The organism is Oscillibacter sp. PEA192, from assembly GCF_003574015.1.
Taxonomy (GTDB): Bacteria; Bacillota; Clostridia; order Oscillospirales; family Oscillospiraceae; genus Oscillibacter; species Oscillibacter welbionis.
This window is the reverse complement of sequence record NZ_AP018532.1, coordinates 3,184,249-3,201,429: the sequence shown is the minus strand read 5'-3', so window position 1 is coordinate 3,201,429 and position 17,181 is coordinate 3,184,249. Positions and strand designations below refer to the sequence as shown.

Annotated in this window: 16 protein-coding genes; 7 read left to right on the top strand and 9 right to left on the bottom strand. The window is 61.8% G+C overall.

Annotated elements, in window-relative coordinates; translation table 11 throughout:
* Positions 1 to 45 precede the first annotated feature (45 nt).
* The gene (locus DN611_RS15850; RefSeq protein WP_160117456.1) at positions 46 to 2,049 is read left to right on the top strand and encodes an LTA synthase family protein; all 2,004 of its coding nucleotides are present in this window, start codon (positions 46 to 48) and stop codon (positions 2,047 to 2,049) included.
* A gap of 180 nt (positions 2,050 to 2,229) precedes the next feature.
* On the opposite strand, the gene DN611_RS15845 is transcribed toward DN611_RS15850, so the two are convergent.
* From DN611_RS15845 to DN611_RS15830, 4 genes are all read right to left on the bottom strand, one after another.
* A complete protein-coding gene (locus DN611_RS15845) occupies positions 2,230 to 2,967 on the bottom strand; it encodes a type 1 glutamine amidotransferase (RefSeq protein WP_021750810.1) in 738 nt (245 codons plus the stop codon).
* A 4-nt stretch (positions 2,968 to 2,971) separates the two neighbouring features.
* Positions 2,972 to 4,300: a Mur ligase family protein gene (locus DN611_RS15840; protein ID WP_021750809.1), complete on the bottom strand. Its 1,329-nt coding sequence runs from the start codon at positions 4,298 to 4,300 to the stop codon at positions 2,972 to 2,974.
* On the bottom strand, positions 4,297 to 4,971 hold the full coding sequence (locus DN611_RS15835; RefSeq protein WP_021750808.1) for a cyclase family protein: 675 nt from the start codon (positions 4,969 to 4,971) through the stop codon (positions 4,297 to 4,299). The genes DN611_RS15840 and DN611_RS15835 overlap by 4 nt, the downstream gene beginning before the upstream one ends.
* 67 nt (positions 4,972 to 5,038) lie before the next feature.
* The gene (locus tag DN611_RS15830; protein ID WP_021750807.1) at positions 5,039 to 5,260 is read right to left on the bottom strand and encodes a helix-turn-helix domain-containing protein; all 222 of its coding nucleotides are present in this window, start codon (positions 5,258 to 5,260) and stop codon (positions 5,039 to 5,041) included.
* An 82-nt stretch (positions 5,261 to 5,342) separates the two neighbouring features.
* On the opposite strand from DN611_RS15830, the gene DN611_RS15825 reads away from it, so the two are divergent.
* Positions 5,343 to 5,591 (top strand): hypothetical protein, encoded by a 249-nt coding sequence (locus DN611_RS15825; protein WP_021750806.1) that lies wholly within the window; start codon positions 5,343 to 5,345, stop codon positions 5,589 to 5,591.
* Here the strand turns inward: DN611_RS15825 and mnmG are convergent.
* Positions 5,576 to 7,441, bottom strand: a complete 1,866-nt coding sequence (gene mnmG, locus DN611_RS15820; protein ID WP_119311820.1) for a tRNA uridine-5-carboxymethylaminomethyl(34) synthesis enzyme MnmG — start codon at positions 7,439 to 7,441, stop codon at positions 5,576 to 5,578. The two genes, DN611_RS15825 and mnmG, sit on opposite strands and share 16 nt — an antisense overlap.
* 15 nt (positions 7,442 to 7,456) lie before the next feature.
* Positions 7,457 to 7,669: a helix-turn-helix domain-containing protein gene (locus DN611_RS15815; protein ID WP_119311819.1), complete on the bottom strand. Its 213-nt coding sequence runs from the start codon at positions 7,667 to 7,669 to the stop codon at positions 7,457 to 7,459.
* A 105-nt stretch (positions 7,670 to 7,774) separates the two neighbouring features.
* Between DN611_RS15815 and DN611_RS15810 the strand changes: the two genes are divergently transcribed.
* Positions 7,775 to 7,960 (top strand): hypothetical protein, encoded by a 186-nt coding sequence (locus DN611_RS15810; protein ID WP_119311818.1) that lies wholly within the window; start codon positions 7,775 to 7,777, stop codon positions 7,958 to 7,960.
* On the opposite strand, the gene DN611_RS15805 is transcribed toward DN611_RS15810, so the two are convergent.
* On the bottom strand, positions 7,957 to 8,817 hold the full coding sequence (locus DN611_RS15805; RefSeq protein WP_051319946.1) for a metallophosphoesterase: 861 nt from the start codon (positions 8,815 to 8,817) through the stop codon (positions 7,957 to 7,959). The two genes, DN611_RS15810 and DN611_RS15805, sit on opposite strands and share 4 nt — an antisense overlap.
* Positions 8,818 to 9,585: 768 nt before the next feature.
* Between DN611_RS15805 and DN611_RS15795 the strand changes: the two genes are divergently transcribed.
* The 4 genes from DN611_RS15795 to eno all read left to right on the top strand — a co-directional run bounded on the left by DN611_RS15795 (position 9,586) and on the right by eno (position 14,939).
* Complete coding sequence (locus tag DN611_RS15795) at positions 9,586 to 10,233, top strand: hypothetical protein (RefSeq protein WP_119311817.1); 648 nt, start codon at positions 9,586 to 9,588, stop codon at positions 10,231 to 10,233.
* A gap of 298 nt (positions 10,234 to 10,531) precedes the next feature.
* A complete protein-coding gene (locus tag DN611_RS15790) occupies positions 10,532 to 12,655 on the top strand; it encodes a sodium-translocating pyrophosphatase (RefSeq protein WP_021750796.1) in 2,124 nt (707 codons plus the stop codon).
* Positions 12,656 to 12,834: 179 nt separating this feature from the next.
* Entirely contained in the window at positions 12,835 to 13,479 is a 645-nt protein-coding gene (locus DN611_RS15785; protein WP_036627997.1) for a GNAT family N-acetyltransferase, read from the top strand.
* A 158-nt stretch (positions 13,480 to 13,637) separates the two neighbouring features.
* Positions 13,638 to 14,939, top strand: coding sequence for a phosphopyruvate hydratase (gene eno / locus DN611_RS15780; RefSeq protein ID WP_021750793.1), 1,302 nt, complete (start codon positions 13,638 to 13,640; stop codon positions 14,937 to 14,939).
* Between the two features lie 99 nt (positions 14,940 to 15,038).
* Here the strand turns inward: eno and DN611_RS15775 are convergent, their stop codons facing one another.
* Both DN611_RS15775 and pta read right to left on the bottom strand, forming a co-directional pair.
* Complete coding sequence (locus DN611_RS15775) at positions 15,039 to 15,815, bottom strand: helix-turn-helix domain-containing protein (protein WP_119311816.1); 777 nt, start codon at positions 15,813 to 15,815, stop codon at positions 15,039 to 15,041.
* Positions 15,816 to 15,986: 171 nt separating this feature from the next.
* Positions 15,987 to 16,967, bottom strand: coding sequence for a phosphate acetyltransferase (pta, locus tag DN611_RS15770; RefSeq protein WP_025544830.1), 981 nt, complete (start codon positions 16,965 to 16,967; stop codon positions 15,987 to 15,989).
* Between the last annotated feature and the right edge of the window lie 214 nt (positions 16,968 to 17,181).

Sequence of the window (17,181 nt, the reverse complement as noted above, 5' to 3'; positions counted from 1 at the left end):
AGGCGCTATAATAAAAAATCTATGAAAAGAAAGAAGGTCATTCCGATGCAACAGACATTGCCGCCGGCGGCCGCGGATGCCGAACGGCATCGACAGGAACGCAGAGCGTTCCTGTATCTTCCGCTGCTGGCTTTAGCGGTCACCGTCGTGGTGGAGCTGTTCAATCACAAGAGCTTCACAGATGGGCCCGCCGGCTTTTGGCGCTTTATGACGGAGGAACCGCTGGCATTTCTGGTGAATTTCCTGATTGTACTGCTGACGCTCTGCCCCGCCTTTTTTCTGCGGCGGCGGGCGTTCTGGTGCGCATTGGTGTCCTTCTTGTGGCTGATCTGCGGCGGCGTGAACGGGTTCATCCTCCTCAACCGTATGACGCCCTTCACCGTGGCGGATCTGACGGTGTTTGAAACGGGGCTGGACACGGTCCCCAACTATCTCTCCACCGGCTACATCATTCTGCTGATCGCGGCGCTGGTGCTGGTGGCCGCAGGGCTGGTGCTGCTGTTCTGGAAGGGGCCCCGCAGCAGCTGTCCGCTGCGGACCCGGATTCTCACCGGCATCGGAGCGATGGCGGTCTCCGGCGCCCTGATGGGCGGCGGATGCGCCCTGGCCTTTTTCACAGGCAACCTGTCAGACCAGTTTGCCAACCTGGCCTTTGCCTACGAGGACTACGGCTTTTCCTACTGCTTCCTGCAGACCTGGCTGAACCGGGGGATCCGCCGCCCGGCCAATTACAGCCAGAAGGCGGTGGCGGATATTGTCCGGTCGGTGGAGGAGAAGACGGCGGCGCTCTCCGCCGATCCGCAGACGGATGTGAATGTGATCTTCATCCAGCTGGAGTCCTATATTGATCCATCCATGATCCAGGGCCTGGAGCTGTCGGAGGATCCGGTGCCCAACTGGACGGCGCTGAAGGAAGCGTATTCCTCCGGCTATCTGACGGTGCCGGTGGTGGGCGCGGGCACAGCCAATACAGAGTTCGAGGTGCTTACCGGTATGAGCAGCCGGTTCTTCGGACCCGGGGAGTACCCCTTCCAGACCTGCCTGAAGGATCAGACCGTGGAGTCTGTGGCCTACGACCTGAAGGAAAACGGCTACGCGACCCATGCCATCCACAATCACCGGGCGGCCTTTTACAGCCGGAACGAGGTCTATCCCAATCTGGGCTTTGATGATTTTACCGCCCTGGAGTATATGCCTGCGGTGGAGAAGACGCCTACCAACTGGGCTAAGGACGGTGTGCTGAAGGACCAGATCCTCCAGGCGCTGGATGTGACGGAGGATCAGGCGGATCTGGTGTTCACGGTCTCTGTCCAGGGCCACGGCAAATACCCCATGGAGCCGGAGCTGGAGGACCCGGCCGTCACGGTGGAAGTGTGCCCCGATGAGGCGTACCGCTGGGCCTTGGAGTATTATGTGAACCAGATTCATGAGATGGACGCCTTTGTGGGGGATCTGATCCAGGAGCTGGAGGCCCGGGACGAGCGGACGGTGCTGGTGCTCTACGGCGATCACCTGCCGGCGCTGGGGCTGGAGGCCGAGAACATGGAGAGCAGCAGCCTCTACCGCACAGAGTACATCATCTGGGACAACTTTGGGCTGGAACAGCAGGACGAGCCCCTGGCGGCCTATCAGCTCTCCGCCGCTGTGCTGGGCCGCCTGGGCATCACCACCGGGCTGATGACCGCCTTCCAGCAGACCTGCCGGGAGGAGCCTACATACCGGGCGGACCTGCGGATGCTGCAATATGACGCCCTCTATGGAAAAGGATACTGCTATGAGGGCGAGGCCCGCTACAGACCCACGGAGATGGAGATGGGCATGGTGCCCATCGAGATCACCGGTATGGAGCAGCGGGCGGGGGACTGGTTCATCCTGGGAGAGAATTTTACACCTTACTGTGTGGTGACACAGAATGGGCAGCTGCTGGATACGGAGTATGAGGCCCCCTGGCTGCTGCGGGTGACGGAGGAGCCGAACACCGCGGATTACCGGGATTTGGAGATCAGCGTGGTGGATAAGCACAATGAGGTTTTAAGCAATACGGAATAAAATAAGACCGGGGAGCGGCTTGCAACCGCTCCCCGGTCCGTTTTCCGGGCAATGTCCCCCATGGTCGCGCTTCCCTGCGTCAGTCTGTGGCTGGAGTTGGATGCGCACGGCCCCGGCGGGCCTCTGCAAAAAACAGGACGGCCGCCCACAGGCGGCCGTCCTGGCGGATTCTCCCTGCAATCACTGCCGGGCCTCGGCACGCAGCTTCAGCTGCTCTGCTGTGATGGCGTAGCCCGCCTCTGCATAGGGGAAGGACGGCCGCTCCTCTGGCAGGGAAATGCCCCGCCGGGTACAGATGGCGTCCGCCACAGCCTCCAGCAGCCGGGGGTTCTTTACCAGAACTGGCCCGGTGAGCTCAGAGGCGAACACGTTCTTCCAGTGGAAGCCCTCCGGGCCCTTCTCCGCCTCATTGCCGAAGCCTAGAGAGAGACCGGTGAGCAGCGGCGCCTCCACGCCGCGGATTTGGCCGCACTTGTTCATGAAGCCCACCACGGCCTCCGGAAACAGGGCTGTAACGCCGTACACATCCCCTACGATCCGCCGCTTGCCCTGGACCGTGGTGAAAGAGGCCAGACCGATGCCGGGATACGTGTCCCCGTCCCTGTCGGTGACAGAGGCGCCTAAGAGCTCCATAGCTGTGCCGGCGAACAGCATGGCGGTGCCGTCCTCTGCCGCGGCCTTCACCGCCGCGCTATACCGGGCGAAGTCCTCCGCCGCAAACCGCTGGGCCCGCTCCGTGCCGGCTCCCATAAAGAGAAAGTCGGCGCTGGTGATGTCTGCGCCCTCCCCCGGGACAACGGCCTGTACCGTGACGGCGCAGCCCAGGGCCTCCAGATACCGCCGCAGGACGGACACATTGGCATAGCTGCCGTAGAGGCTCATGAGATCCGGATAAAAGTGGATGATCTTCAGTTCCATGTCCTCACGCCTCCTTTACCACCTGGGAGAGAATCTTGTCCCGGTCCGAGAAGCAGGTGACCACGTATACGTTTTCACTGCCGTCCGCCTTCAGCTCCGCCGCCGCGGCGGGGATGTCCGCCTGGACCGTGACCTTTTCCCGGGGAATGTCCGTGAAGGAGAACCGCTCCGCCAGATCGTTGCAATACCGGCCGGAGAGGATGATCCGCTGCACCTGGGGGGCGTTCAGCTGGTCGAAGTCGATGTCCCACAGCCAGCTGGTCTCGCTGGTGAAGTACTTCCGGCTCACCGCGTCCACGATCACCAGGACGGTGCAGGGCTCCTGGGCGGCGCGGATGTAGCGGAGGTTCGTGTCGTAGGCGATGGAGTTCTCATGCTTGCTGGTTAGCAGCATCCCCCGGTGCTCCCCCAGGGTGAATTTCTGCATCCGTCCGTTCTTCAGGATGTAGTTGTTGATGACCCCGGCGGCGGTGTCCGCCGCCACGCCGCACTCCCGGCAGGCGGCATAGGCCGCCAGGATGTTGTAGACGTTGTAGATGCTGCGGAAGGCCAGCTGGATGGTGATGGAGCTGTCGATGGTCAGGGTGCCCCGGCCCAGGTCCAGCGCCGTGGCGGTGTAGTCCGTGGCGGGCTTGTGATGGCCGCATTTCGTGCAGCGGAAAGCGCCGATGTGGTTGTAGTGGACGTAGTCATATTCCATGGGGGCATGGCACACCGGACAGCAGGCCCCGTCGTGGTACACGCCGGTGGGGGACGCGGTGTCGGAGGGGCAGCGGTCCAGGCCGAACCACTTCACCCTGTCCCGTCCCCGGGCAAAGCAGCTGGACAGGGGATCGTCGGCGTTCAGGATCAGCTCCGTCTCCGGATGGAGGGCCGGGAGAATGGCGTCATACACCCACTCCGGATGGCCGTTCCGGGTCAGCTGGTCCCGGTAGAGATTGGTGATGACGAACTCCGTGGGGTGGAAGTACCGGAAGCTCTGGGCTGCGTACCGCTCGTCGGACTCGATCAGCAGCACATCCGCCCGCACCCGGCCCGTGAGAGACGCGTGGGTCAGCACCAGCGTGGTGACGCCCTCGATCTGGTTGGAGCCCTCTTCATTGTAGACCACGGTTTTGCCCCCGGCCCGCAGGATGGCGGCGATCATCTCCACGGTGGAGGTTTTGCCGTTGGAGCCGGTGACGGCGATGATGTGGCTGGGCAGCTGGACCCGGGCGAGGATATCGGGGCAGATCTTCAGGGCGAATTTGCCGGGCATAGAGCTGCCCTTGCCCACCAGCTTGCCCACGGCGCGGCCCAGCTTGCACACCAGGATGGCCAGAAACTTTCTCAAAGCGCCTCCATCTCCTTTTCCTCCGGGAAGTCCCGGAATTCCGCGATGGCGCGCACCGGCGCGCCGTCGGCGTTCTCAAATTTCAGGGGCAGTGCGAAAAGCATCAGGTCGGTGCGCCCCACGACCTTTTTCAGGCACAGGCTCTCCAGGATCACCAGACCGCCGTCCAGCAGAGTTTTGTGGGCCAGGAACTGCTGATCCCGCAGGGTGTCCACGCTGAGGGCGTCGGTCCCCACGCCCTTGAGGCCGCAGGAAACCAGATATTTGGCCGCCTCCTGGTCCGGCACGGGGAAATCGTCGTCATAATAGGCGCCGGTGCCCCACTTCCGCTCCCAGCCGGTGTAGAACAGCACGAAATCCGCCGAGCGGATGGTCCCGTTCTGCTCCCGGAGGTAGTCGGCGGTGATGACGCTCCGGGGCGGCAGGTCCGATACGTCCAGCACCACGGCCCGGCCGCAGAACTGGGAGGCGGGCAGCACCTCCAGCGTGGAGCCCCGGGGAAGCATGTGGGACGGGGCGTCCATGTGGGTGCCGGTGTGGGAGGCGATGGTCAACTGGGTCTCCCGGAACCCGTCCCGGGTCAGGGAGCCGGTGGGCTTGATGGAGGGGGCGGCGGAGCCGGGATACATGGGCATCTCCGGCGTGATGGTGTGGGTCAGGTCGATAATCATGGGCGGGAGCTTCCTTTCCTTCCATGCGGCGGGGCATGGTGCTTTTTCTAAGTTCTGGGAGAGCGCGTTACCGCTGGTCCGAGAGGCCCAGCAGGTAGTCCACGCTTGTTTGAAAATATCCGGCCAAAAAGATCAGCTGTGTGGCGGGGACGTTGATGCATCCGGCCTCGATTGCCTGATAATGGCGCTCGGTTTTTCCAAGCAGCTCGGCCATCGCCTTCTGCGTGATCTTGCGGTCCCTGCGCAGCTGCTTCAGGCGCTGGGAAAAAATAGGCAGAATCACATCCATAGAGGGGTCCCTTTCTATTGACTGATACAAGATCTCGTGTTACAATAAGCACGATATATAATATCGTGAAAGGAGGGCGCTTGTGAAAGAAATTTACGAATGGCTCTATGACGAGTACGCAGAGGCGGCGCTGTGCCAGGAGCCGCTCTTCCAGGACCATGTGCTGGAGGAGGTGCTGGCCGCCGCGCCGGAGGACATCCGCCTCGGCCTGTTCGACCAGGTGGCGGGCCTGCGTCTCCAATGGTGTACCGCGGCCTTTGCCAGAGGCCTCCAGCTGGGCCTGGCCCTGGGAGTGGAGCAGGGGCAGGCGCCGCACTACCGCTCCAGATAGATCATCAGCGCCGTCACGTCGGCAGGGCTGACGCCGGAGATCCGGGAGGCCTGCCCCAGGTCCGCCGGGCGGACGGCGTTCAGCTTCTCACGGGCCTCCAGCCGCAGCCCCTGGATGGAGGAATAGTCCAGATCCGGCGGCAGGCGCCGCCGCTCCATTTTTTGGAAGTCCTCCACCTGTTTCTGCTGGCGCTGGATGTACCCCTCGTACTTCACGCTGATCTCCACCTGCTCCGCCACGTCTGCCGGCAGGTCCGGCCGGTCCGGGTCGAAGGGGGCCAGGTCCGCGTAGGTGAGCTGGGGCCGCCGCAGCAGGGCAACCAGGGGACAGCCGTCCGGGGCGTCCGCCGTGCCCTTTTCCGCCAAAAACGCAGCCAGGGCGGGGGAGGGGGAGACGCCGGTGTGGGTCAGCCGGGCGATCTCCCGGGCCACGGCGTCGTACTTTGCCTCCACGGCCCGCAGACGCGCCTCCGGCACCAGGCCGATGTCGTACCCCCGGCGGGTCAGCCGCTGGTCGGCGTTGTCCTGCCGGAGGAGCAGGCGGTATTCGCTGCGGGAGGTCATCATCCGGTAGGGCTCGTTGGTGCCCTTGGTGACGAGATCGTCGATGAGGGTGCCGATGTAGCTCTCCGACCGGGAGAGGATGAAATCGCACTCGCCCCGCAGCTTCCGCACGGCGTTGACCCCGGCCGCAAAGCCCTGGACCGCCGCCTCCTCGTACCCGGAAGAACCGTTGAACTGCCCGGCACCGTATAGGCCCGGCACAGCCTTGCACTCCAGGGTGGGCCGCAGGGCCAGGGGGTCGATGCAGTCGTATTCGATGGCGTAGGCAGGCCGGGTCATCACGGCATGGCGCAGGCCCGGCACGCTGCGGAGCATCCGGATCTGCACCTCCTCCGGCATGGAGGAGGAGAAGCCCTGGATGTACAATTCTTCAGTGTTGAGGCCCATGGGCTCCACAAACAGCTGGTGGCGGAGCTTGTCCGGGAACCGGACCACCTTGGTCTCAAAGGAGGGGCAGTAGCGGGGGCCCACCCCCTCGATGACGCCGGAGTACATGGGCGCCCGGTCCAGATTCTCCCGGACGATCCGGAGCGTCTCCTCCGTGGTCCAGGTGAGCCAGCAGACTGCCCGATTCTCCGGCGGGGATTGGGTGCCGTATGAAAAGGGGACCGGCAGGGCGTCGCCGGGCTGGAGCTCCATCTCGTCAAAGTCCACGCTCCTGGCGTTGACCCGGGGCGGGGTGCCAGTCTTGAACCGCCGCAGGGGCAGGCCCAGCTTCAGCAGGGAGTCCGTCAGCCGTCCGGCGGCGTGCATCCCGTCGGGGCCGGATTCCTCCACGCACTCGCCCACGATGGTGCGGCCCGCCAGATATGTGCCGGTGGCCAGGATCACGGCCTTCACGGAGAACACCGCCCCGGTGGCCAGCACCACGGCGGAAACCGCGCCGTTCTCCGTGCGGACCTCCACCACCTCGCCCTGGCGGACCGTCAGATGGTCCTGCTGCTCCAGGGTGTGCTTCATGTACTCCTGATAACGCCGCCGGTCCGCCTGGGCCCGGAGGGACCAGACGGCGGGGCCCTTTCCCTTGTTCAGCAGCCGGTACTGGATGCAGCACGCGTCGGCGGCCTTCGCCATCTCGCCCCCCAGGGCGTCCAGCTCCCGGACCAGATGGCCCTTGCCGGTGCCGCCGATAGCAGGGTTGCAGGGCATGTTGCCCACCGCATCCAGATTGATGGTAAAGACGATGGTCTCCATCCCCAGCCGGGCGGCGGCCAGCGCCGCCTCGATCCCGGCGTGGCCCGCGCCGATCACGGCGATATCAAATTGTCCGGCGAGAAATTCGGTCATAAGGTGGAAATCCTTTCATCGGTGTGCATGGGGATTGTCCGTGCGGCCCATCAGCCAGTCCACGGACACATCGTAGAAGTCCGCGATGTGGAGCAGATTATCAAAGCCCGGCTTGGCGCCCAGCTCCAGGTCCTGATAGCCCCGGGCGGACAGGCCGACCTCCTTGGCGACTTCTGCCTGGGTCAGCTTTTTCTCTTTACGAAGGACTCGAATTTTATCAGCAAACATATTGGGCCTCCTCTTGACATACATTCGAATGTGTGATACGGTAATAAAAGATACATTCGAATGTGCAAATATAGATTTACCCATTCTTCATGGGAGGCGGCTTTGATGGATAACTCGTATCATATCCCCGATATCATGGAAGAACTCTTCCTCGCCTGGGTCCCGGCTCCGGACTCAGGCCAGTGGCCGGAGTATCTGCGGGAGGACCCGGTCCGGGGCTATGGGCTGTTCTGCTTTTGCCAGGGCCTTGCCCTGGGCCTGCGGCTCTCGGAAGCCTGCCGCCGGAACTAGCCCTCCGCCCGGCGCAGCGTCAGCACAGCGATTTCCGGGCGGTTGAACACCCGGAAGGAGGGCCCGGAATTCCCCAGGCCCCGGGTGACGAACAGCACGGAGCCGTTTTCTTCATACAGCCCGGCGGTATAGGAGGGAAACAGGTCCAGGTCATGGGAGAACAGCCCGTCCGTCCCGGGCAGGCGGACGATGCCGCCGTGGGCATGGCCGGAGCACACCAGATCCGCCCCCAGCAGGCTGTACTGGCGCGCAAACCGGTTGTTCCGGTGGGCCAGCAGGATCCAGAAGGGGTCGCCGCAGGCGGCGTAGACCTCGGCGGCCAGTTCCTCCGGCGTCTTCTGGTCGGCGTAGCCGTTGGGATCGTCGATGCCCGCCAGGACAATGGTGTCCCCGTTCCGCTCCAGGGGCACGAATTGGTTGGACAACACCGTGACGCCGTTGGCGGTGAGGATTTCCTTCAGCGCCGGCACTCCGCCCACGGCCCACTCGTGGTTGCCGGTGACGTAGTAGGTGGGGGCAATGGCAGAAAGTCCCCGGGCGGTCTCCGCCGGGTAGCCGTCCTCCGGCCCCCGGTACTTGTCCTCCAGATCCCCCAGAAAAAAGATGTACTCCGGCTGCTCCGCGGCCACAGCCGCCAGCAGGTCCGCGTTGTGCGCACCGAACGAGGCGCCGTGGAGGTCGCTGAGGACCACGATCCGGCAGCCATCAAAACCGGCGGGCAGATCGGAAAAGACAGGGTCAAACCGGGTCACCTGCAGAGCGGTGTTGTCCCAGTAGAGAAATCCGGTCAGGCACAGGGCGGACAGGGCCAGCACGGCCAGGTTCCGCCGGGTGCGGCGCTTGGGATGCTTGGGCATGGTGAACGCGGCCTCCTCCGCCGCGGAACGCAGCACGTCCGAGACGTGGAAAAAGCAAATCCGAATGTAGGAAGCGCGGGCGCTGCAAAAAGGCGCCTCCGCAGGCGCGGAGCAGATGCCCGGCCAGTATAATAGCCGCTTCGCGGCTATTATACCATAAATAGTATGGACATGACGAGTGGAAAAATACACAAAGAAGACGGAAATGGCGGGTGGCTTCCGTATGGTTTCGGCCTACTGGGAGAAGAATCCTGCACAAAAACTTTGCAAAAATTTTATGTAAACTGTATATTCCTGCCCTTGCAGACGGCTGCCCACCCTGCTATACTGAATTCTGTAATCCTCAGAGAGAAAGGAGGGAGCAGTATGATGAATTGGAATTGGCGGGATCTCGACGATGTGGACGACCTGATCTTTACGGACGCCGGCTGGAAGCACAGCGAGCGGTGAGAACGGAATCCGATGGAGAGCCACGCCGGAGGCGTGGATTTTTCTTTTTTCGGCCCGGCGCTTGACAGTTTCCGCGGATGTGGTTCGCTCCGCTGACGATATGCAGTTCCCCGGGGAGACCGATCTCCTCTGCCGCCTGGAATGTTCCGGGCGGCATTTTTGCGGCTTTTTCAAAAAAACTGTCGAAAAAACGGAAAAAAGTAAAAAAATGAATGGCATTTTTCTGAAAACTGTGATACGCTGATACCAGAGAGGAGAGCCTTGCGGCTGTGGGCCCGCGGTGCCGGCGGCCCGTTTGGGAGAAGGAGAGAGGAAGCTATGAAGAGGTGGAGCGTGCTGTTTCTGGCACTGGCGCTGTGGGCGCTGGCCGGGTGCGGCGGGCCCGCCGCGGACGAGGGGGCGGCGGGAGAAGCGCCTTCCGTTTTTGCGGAGGCCTCTGCACCGGATGCGGAGGGCGGTCTGTCCGCCGTCAGGCTGGAGGGTCAGGCCCGTCCCCTGACGGACGAGGAGATCCAGGCGGCCTATTTCCGGGCGGAGGAGGCGTACGGCTGGTTCAGCCTGGAGACGCTGCCCTGCGGAGAGAAGACGCAGACCATAGACGGCTGGCTTTACTATCCGGTGGAGTACCCGGGCATGGAAAATCTGGCAGACCTGCGGGCCTATCTGCGGGGCCTGTTTTCAGAGGAGCTGGTGGATGCGCTGCTGGCCTCCGGCGGAGCCCATCCCCTGTATCAGGATGTGGACGGGACCCTGTATGTTCTGCCTACCAGCCGGGAGCGGGACGAGTCCAAGGGTCAGGCGGACATCCAGATCAAGCCGTACGGCCAGGCGGGATACTCTGTCATAGTAGAGGTGGATCTGCTGGCAGACGGCGGCTCTACCGTGACAGGGGTGGAGTCCTATGCATTCCCCTATGAATTTCTGGAAGACCGCTGGGTCTTCACCGATTTCCACTTGATCTATTGAGCAGAGCTGGATGGGTTGCAGCTCAAAATCAGAACCATATTGCTGTATACGGCCCTCAGACTGCGGTTTGAGGGCATTTTTCACAAAAAAATTCGCCGGATTTCAGGTCAGGCGTCCTGTAAAGAGGCAATCTGCCCAAATGAATGAAAAGTGGGAGCCAAAAAACAGGAACTTTGTGGAAAACGCGAAAACGTAGCTGTCTGCACGCAAAATTACCTAATATTTTCTTGAAAAATTTCCGGGCTATGTTAAAATATACGTACCGTATACAAATACAACTGCAAAGGAGCGGAGAAACATGGAAGACCTTTTCTGGATCGGATTTGTCGGGGCGGCTATCGCACTGCTCTTCGCGTGGCTGCAGCGCAGCCGCGTGATGTCCTTCTCGGAGGGGAACGAGAAGATGCGGAAGATCGCCGCCTCCATCCGTGAGGGCGCAAACGCCTATCTGAAGCACCAGTACACCACAGTGTTCAAGGTGTTTCTGGTGGTGTTCATCCTCCTGCTGATTATTGCTTTCGGTTCCGGCGGGAAGATGCTCTCGCAGTTCACCCCCTTCGCGTTCCTCACCGGCGGCATCTGGTCCATGCTGGCGGGCTTCATCGGCATGAAGATCGCCACAAACTCCAATGCTCGGACGGCCCAGGCGGCCTCCGAGAGCCTGAACAAGGGCCTGCGGGTGGCGTTCTCCTCCGGTTCCGTCATGGGCTTCACCGTGGTGGGCCTGGGCATGCTGGACATCACGATCTGGTTTTTCCTGCTGCGCTATGCCTTCGGCATCAATGATCCGGTGTCCCTGGGCAATATCATGGTGATGAACGGCATGGGCGCCTCCTTCATGGCTCTGTTCGCCCGTGTGGGCGGCGGCATCTACACCAAGGCCGCCGACGTGGGCGCCGACCTGGTGGGCAAAGTTGAGGCCGGAATCCCCGAGGACGATCCCCGGAACCCCGCCACCATCGCCGACAATGTGGGCGACAACGTGGGCGATGTGGCCGGCATGGGCGCGGACCTGTATGAGAGCTATGTGGGCTCTATCCTGGCAACCTTCGCCTTGGGCGCTGTGGGCGGCTACGGCTGGGGCGGCCTGCTGCTGCCCGTGGCCCTGGCCGTGTGCGGCATCATCTGCTCCATCATCGGCTCCTTCCTGGTGAAGACTAAGGAGAACGCCACCCAGCAGTCCCTGCTGAAGAGCCTGCGGACCGGCACTTACACCGCCGCTGTTCTCTCCGCCATCCTGGCGGCGCCCCTGACCTATTTCATTCTGGATGGGCACATGGGCGTTTATGTGGCCATCCTCTGCGGTCTGATCGGCGGCTGCGCCATCGGCTACTTCACCGAGTATTACACCTCTGATACCTATAAGCCCACTCAGGAGCTGGCGGCCGCCTCCGAGACCGGCTCCGCCACCATCATCATCGGCGGCATCTCCCTGGGTCTGAAGTCCACTCTGACCTCCATCCTGATCGTGGCGGCTGCGGTGCTGGTCAGCTACTTCGCCGCCGGCGGCAGCATGGAGATTGTGGATGAGGCCGGCGCCTTTACTGCGGCCTTCAACCAGGGCCTGTACGGCATCGGCATCGCCGGCGTGGGTATGCTGTCCACCCTGGGCATCACCCTGGCTACGGACGCCTACGGCCCCGTGGCAGATAACGCCGGCGGCATCGCGGAGATGAGCGGCCTGCCGGAGAGCGTCCGGGAGCGGACCGACGCCCTGGACTCCCTGGGCAACACCACCGCCGCCACCGGCAAGGGCTTCGCCATCGGCTCCGCCTCCCTAACGGCCCTGGCCCTGCTGGTCAGCTACGTGAACATCGTCCAGGAGAACACGGAGGAGATGCTGAACTTCACCCTGACCAGCCCCACGGTGCTGGTGGGCATGTTCATCGGCGCCATGCTGACCTTCGTCTTCTCCGCCTTCACCATGAGCGCGGTGCAGAAGGCGGCCCAGTCCATCGTGGTGGAGGTCCGCCGCCAGTTCAAGGAGATCGCGGGCATCATGGAGTACAAGGCAGACCCGGACTACGCCTCCTGCGTGTCCCTGTGCACCAAGGGTGCCCTGCATGAGATGGTGGTGCCGGCCCTGCTGGCCATCATCGTGCCTCTGGCTACTGGCCTGGTGCTGGGCCCCACCGGCGTGGTGGGCCTGCTGGGCGGCGTGTCCGTCACCGGCTTTGCCATGGCGGTGTTCATGTCCAACGCCGGCGGTGCCTGGGACAACGCCAAGAAGTATATTGAGGGCGGCCACCACGGCGGCAAGGGCTCCGAGTGCCACAAGGCCGCCGTCGTGGGCGATACGGTGGGCGACCCCTTCAAGGACACCTCCGGCCCGTCCCTGAATATCCTCATCAAGCTGTGCTCCACGGTGTCCATCGTGTTCTCCGGCCTGATCCTGAGCTTCAACCTGATGAACCTCCTGTGAGTTTTCGATTCGGCGCCTCCCGCTTTTGCGGGAGGCGCTTTTTCGCGCCAGCTTTCACTCCGGACGAAAAAAATCACTGCCCACCATTGCGTGCAGCCGAAAGAGACATATAATAGAGAGCAGGACAAGCTGTGCAGACTGCGCCCGCAGGGCGCCAATTCATGCAGGGAGGAACCGATATGGAGAAGAACATCACGATCCGCCCGGAGCGGGTGAGCGATTACCAGCAGGTGGAGGACATCATCCGGCAGGCGTTTTACAACCTCTACACGCCAGGATGCACGGAGCACTACCTGGCCCACGCCATCCGGCCCCACCCGGATTTTCTGCCGGAGTTGGACCTGGTGCTGGAGCTGGACGGCCGTGTGGTCGGCAATATCATGTACACGAAGAGCACACTGGTGGACGAGGCAGGGAAGGAGAAGGGCATCCTGACCTTTGGACCAGTCTGTATCCGACCGGGACTGCAGCGCCGGGGCTATGGCAGGCTGCTGATGGAGGAGTCCTTCCGGCGGGCGTCCGCCATGGGGTACGAGGCTATTGTGATCTTCGGCGATCCCAACAACTACGTGGGCCGCGGCTTCCAAAGCTGCAAAAAGCACCGGGTCCATCTGGAGGACGGGACGTATCCCGCCGCGATGCTGGTGAAGGAACTGGAGCCCGGCACCCTGGCGGGAAAAAGCTGGATATACCGCCAGAGCCCGGCGTTTGTGTTTGACGAAGCGGAAGCCCGCCGGTTTGACGACAGCCTGCCGCCCATGGAGAAAAAGCGCCTGCCCTGTCAGGAGGCCTTTGAGATTCTCAGCAGCGCCGTCCTTCTGTGACAGGAGTGCGCACTTTTTTCACTGGAAATATCCGGTTTGCTTGACAGAGTAAACGATTACCGATATAATAGCACCGGAAATCCCTGGTGGGCCCTCCCTTGGGAGGAACGCGCCCGCATGATTCTGTCTTATAATTTTAATAAAGGAGTACGAGTTCTATGAAGCAGATCATTGAGATTGTCGACGTCCTGGGCCGGGAGATCCTAGACAGCCGGGGCAACCCCACTGTGGAAGTGGAGGTCTATTTGGAGGACGGCACTATGGGCCGCGCCGCCGTGCCCTCCGGCGCTTCCACCGGCATCTATGAGGCCTGCGAGCTGCGGGACGGCGACAAGGGCCGCTACAACGGCAAGGGCGTGGAAAAGGCTGTGGAGAACGTCAACACCGAGATCGCCGAGTGCCTGATCGGCATGAATGTCCTGGATCAGACCTCCATCGACAAGGCCCTGATCGACCTGGACGGCACCCCCAACAAGTCCCGCCTGGGTGCCAACGCCATCCTGGGCGCGTCCCTGGCCTGCGCCAAGGCGGCGGCCGAGAGCCTGGGCGCCAGCCTGTACAGCTATATCGGCGGCGTCAACGCCAAGCAGCTGCCCGTGCCTATGATGAACATCCTCAACGGCGGCGCCCACGCCACCAACAATGTGGAGATCCAGGAGTTCATGATTATGCCTGTCTCCGCCCCCTCCTTCCGGGAGGCCCTGCGCCGCTGTGCCGAGGTGTTTCACGCCCTGAAGGCTGTGCTGAAGGAGAACGGCACTCCCGCTGCCGGTGTGGGCGACGAGGGCGGCTACGCCCCCAATCTGAAGAAGGATGAGGACGCCCTGAAGGTCATTGTCCAGGCCATCGAGGCCGCGGGCTACAAGCCCGGCGAGGACTTCAAGATCGCCATCGACGCCGCCTCCTCCGAGTGGTGGGACGAGGAGCAGAAGTGCTATGTCCAGCCCAAGTCCGGCAAGAAGCTGACCCAGCAGCAGCTGGTGAACATGTGGAAGAAGTTTGCCGACAACTATCCCATCATCTCCCTGGAGGACGGCATGGCCGAGACCGACTGGGAGGGCTGGGCCATGCTGACCAAGGCCATCGGCGATCGGGTCCAGCTGGTGGGCGACGACCTGTTCGTCACCAACGTGGAGCGTCTGGCCACCGGCATTGAGAAGCAGGTGGGCAACGCCATCCTTATCAAGGTCAACCAGATCGGCACCCTGACCGAGACCCTGGACGCCATCCAGATGGCCAACCGGGCCGGCTACACCGCCATCGTGTCCCACCGCTCCGGCGAGACCGAGGACGCCACCATCGCCGACATCGCCGTGGCCGTCAACGCGGGCCAGATCAAGACCGGTGCCCCCAGCCGCACCGACCGGGTGGCTAAGTACAACCAGCTGCTCCGCATCGAGGAGGAGCTGGGCGACGTGGCGCAGTATCCTGGCATGAAGGCGTTCTTCAACCTGAAGTAAGCAGCGAAAGCAAAGCGCAAAGCCGCCCGACAGGGCGGCTTTGTTTTTAATTCAAAGGTATACGTTTTGAAATATTTTTAAGATATACTACGATTCGGACTAAGCTTTGCACCGATGTCGCCGAGAAATCAGCGTCCGTAAAGAATAGGCAGCGACCAGCAGGAGCATAGCCAGCCAATACAGCGTCAGAAATTTCCCACCTGCTGGAAGTGCGAAAAGGTGGAACAGGTCTAAATAGCCGAGAGGCTCTAAAGAAAGCCACCAAATATTTCGGTATTGATACAAGACCGCCACCAATAGGAACCAGCATATAGGTATGGATGGCGGATGACGAAGCGAGTAGACCGTCAGAACCCCCAATGGTACGATTACGGTAAGCGCCATAAAATTGTCGATACGTGTTCCTTCGAAAAGATAAAATAAGGATGCACCCACGGAGACAAAATGTGCCAGCCATGCGCCCCAAGCGCAGAGAAGGCCCAGAGGGCACCTGCACAGCAGACACAGAATCCCGCAGGTCACCAGAGGCCAGGCAAATAAAATTCCCCATGTGCCTTCGCTGCGAGCGCCCAGCAGCACAGATGCCAGCAGCAACAAAAGACCCAAAAGACGTTGCCGATGGAGCCGAAGTTCCTCTGCCGTCACGCCGGCCTTTACGGCGGGGGCCGCCGAATCCGGGACCTCTCCCTTCACCAGTTCATCCAGAGATACGCCGAACACTCCACTCAGTTTCACCAACTTCTCCAAATCCGGTACGCTGGCGTCGTTTTCCCACTTGCTGACAGACTGCCGGGATACTCCCAGCTGCTCCGCCAGGGTATCCTGACTGAGCCCTGCTTTTGCCCGCAGCTGAATCAGCCGCTCTCCCAAGGTCATGGTCTCGCCTCCCGCTTCAATTCTGCGACCATCATAGCAGAGGGCGGCGGGATTGTCCATCAAGGTCCCTTGGCGATTCCGCAACCGCCGGTTGCAATGAACAAAAAAACAGCGGCGGACCGCGAAAGCGTCCGCCGCTGTCTGCTGTATGGAAAATGGGATGTACGGCAATCAGTCCTCGCACAGGCCGGCAGTGATGATGGCCATGGAGTAGACCTCCTGGGCGTTGCAGCCCCGGGACAGATCGTTGATGGGGGCGTTCAGACCCTGCAGGATGGGGCCGTAAGCCTCAAAGGAGCCCAGGCGCTGGGCGATCTTGTAGCCGATATTGCCGGCGTTGATGTCCGGGAAGATGAAGGTGTTGGCATGGCCGGCCACCTTGGAGTCAGGGCACTTGGTGCGGGCCACGCGGGGAGAGACGGCGGCGTCGAACTGCAGCTCGCCGTCCACATCCAGATCGGGGGCCAGGGCCTTGAGTCTGCTGCAGGCATTGCGCATCTTGTCCACATCCTCGCCCTTGCCGGAACCCAGGGTGGAATAGCTGAGGTAAGCCACCTTGGGATCGATGCCGAAGACCTTGGCGGTGGTGGCGGTCTCCAGGCCGATCTCCACCAGCTCATCCTCGGTGGGCTTGATGTTGATGGCGCAGTCGCCCATGGCCAGAACCTCGCGGTCGCCGGTGGCAGAGGGACGGACCAGAATGAAGCAGGAGGACACGATCTTGTTGCCGGGCTTGGTCTTGATGATCTGCAGGGCGGGACGGACCGTGTCGGCGGTGGAATAGGTGGCGCCGCCCAGCAGAGCGTCGGCATAGCCCATCTTCACCAGCATGGTGCCGAAGTAGTTGGCCTGCTTGAGGAGCTTGCGGCACTCCTCCTCACTCATCTTGCCCTTGCGCAGCTCCACCAGGGTGGAGACCATCTTCTCCATGTCGGGGAAGGCCTCGGGATCAATGATCTCAGCGCCCCGGATGTTGAAGCCGGCCTCCTCGGCAGCGGCCTGGATCTCGTCGAGATTGCCCACCAGCACAGGGGTCAGGAAGGTACCGGACAGCAAGCGGGCGGACGCCTCCAGAATGCGGGGATCCGTGCCCTCAGTGAAGACAATCTTCCGGGGATGGGCCTTCAGCTTTTTGATCAAAAATTCAAACATCTCTGATTTCCTCCAAAAACGTACAGATTTGGGAACGTATTTAGACTATTCTCATTATACACAACTCGCCGTCGGGGTCAATTGGAAAATCAAAATATCATCACAAAAATTTGCGCCCGGCAGCAGGGCGCTTCTGGCAAAAGTGTGGGACCCTACCAGATGCTGTGGTGCGGAAATTGATGGAAACACAAGAAATTGAAGAACTTTTTTAACA

Excerpts from the sequence above, each read along its gene's own strand:
- DN611_RS15850 (WP_160117456.1), top strand. The coding sequence starts at position 46 with ATGCAACAGACATTGCCGCCGGCGGCCGCGGATGCCGAACGGCATCGA.
- DN611_RS15845 (WP_021750810.1), bottom strand. The coding sequence starts at position 2,967 with ATGGAACTGAAGATCATCCACTTTTATCCGGATCTCATGAGCCTCTAC.
- DN611_RS15835 (WP_021750808.1), bottom strand. The coding sequence starts at position 4,971 with ATGATTATCGACCTGACCCACACCATCACGCCGGAGATGCCCATGTAT.
- DN611_RS15830 (WP_021750807.1), bottom strand. The coding sequence starts at position 5,260 with ATGGATGTGATTCTGCCTATTTTTTCCCAGCGCCTGAAGCAGCTGCGC.
- mnmG (WP_119311820.1), bottom strand. The coding sequence starts at position 7,441 with ATGACCGAATTTCTCGCCGGACAATTTGATATCGCCGTGATCGGCGCG.
- DN611_RS15815 (WP_119311819.1), bottom strand. The coding sequence starts at position 7,669 with ATGTTTGCTGATAAAATTCGAGTCCTTCGTAAAGAGAAAAAGCTGACC.
- DN611_RS15810 (WP_119311818.1), top strand. The coding sequence starts at position 7,775 with ATGGATAACTCGTATCATATCCCCGATATCATGGAAGAACTCTTCCTC.
- DN611_RS15805 (WP_051319946.1), bottom strand. The coding sequence starts at position 8,817 with ATGCCCAAGCATCCCAAGCGCCGCACCCGGCGGAACCTGGCCGTGCTG.
- DN611_RS15795 (WP_119311817.1), top strand. The coding sequence starts at position 9,586 with ATGAAGAGGTGGAGCGTGCTGTTTCTGGCACTGGCGCTGTGGGCGCTG.
- DN611_RS15790 (WP_021750796.1), top strand. The coding sequence starts at position 10,532 with ATGGAAGACCTTTTCTGGATCGGATTTGTCGGGGCGGCTATCGCACTG.
- DN611_RS15785 (WP_036627997.1), top strand. The coding sequence starts at position 12,835 with ATGGAGAAGAACATCACGATCCGCCCGGAGCGGGTGAGCGATTACCAG.
- eno (WP_021750793.1), top strand. The coding sequence starts at position 13,638 with ATGAAGCAGATCATTGAGATTGTCGACGTCCTGGGCCGGGAGATCCTA.
- DN611_RS15775 (WP_119311816.1), bottom strand. The coding sequence starts at position 15,815 with ATGACCTTGGGAGAGCGGCTGATTCAGCTGCGGGCAAAAGCAGGGCTC.
- pta (WP_025544830.1), bottom strand. The coding sequence starts at position 16,967 with ATGTTTGAATTTTTGATCAAAAAGCTGAAGGCCCATCCCCGGAAGATT.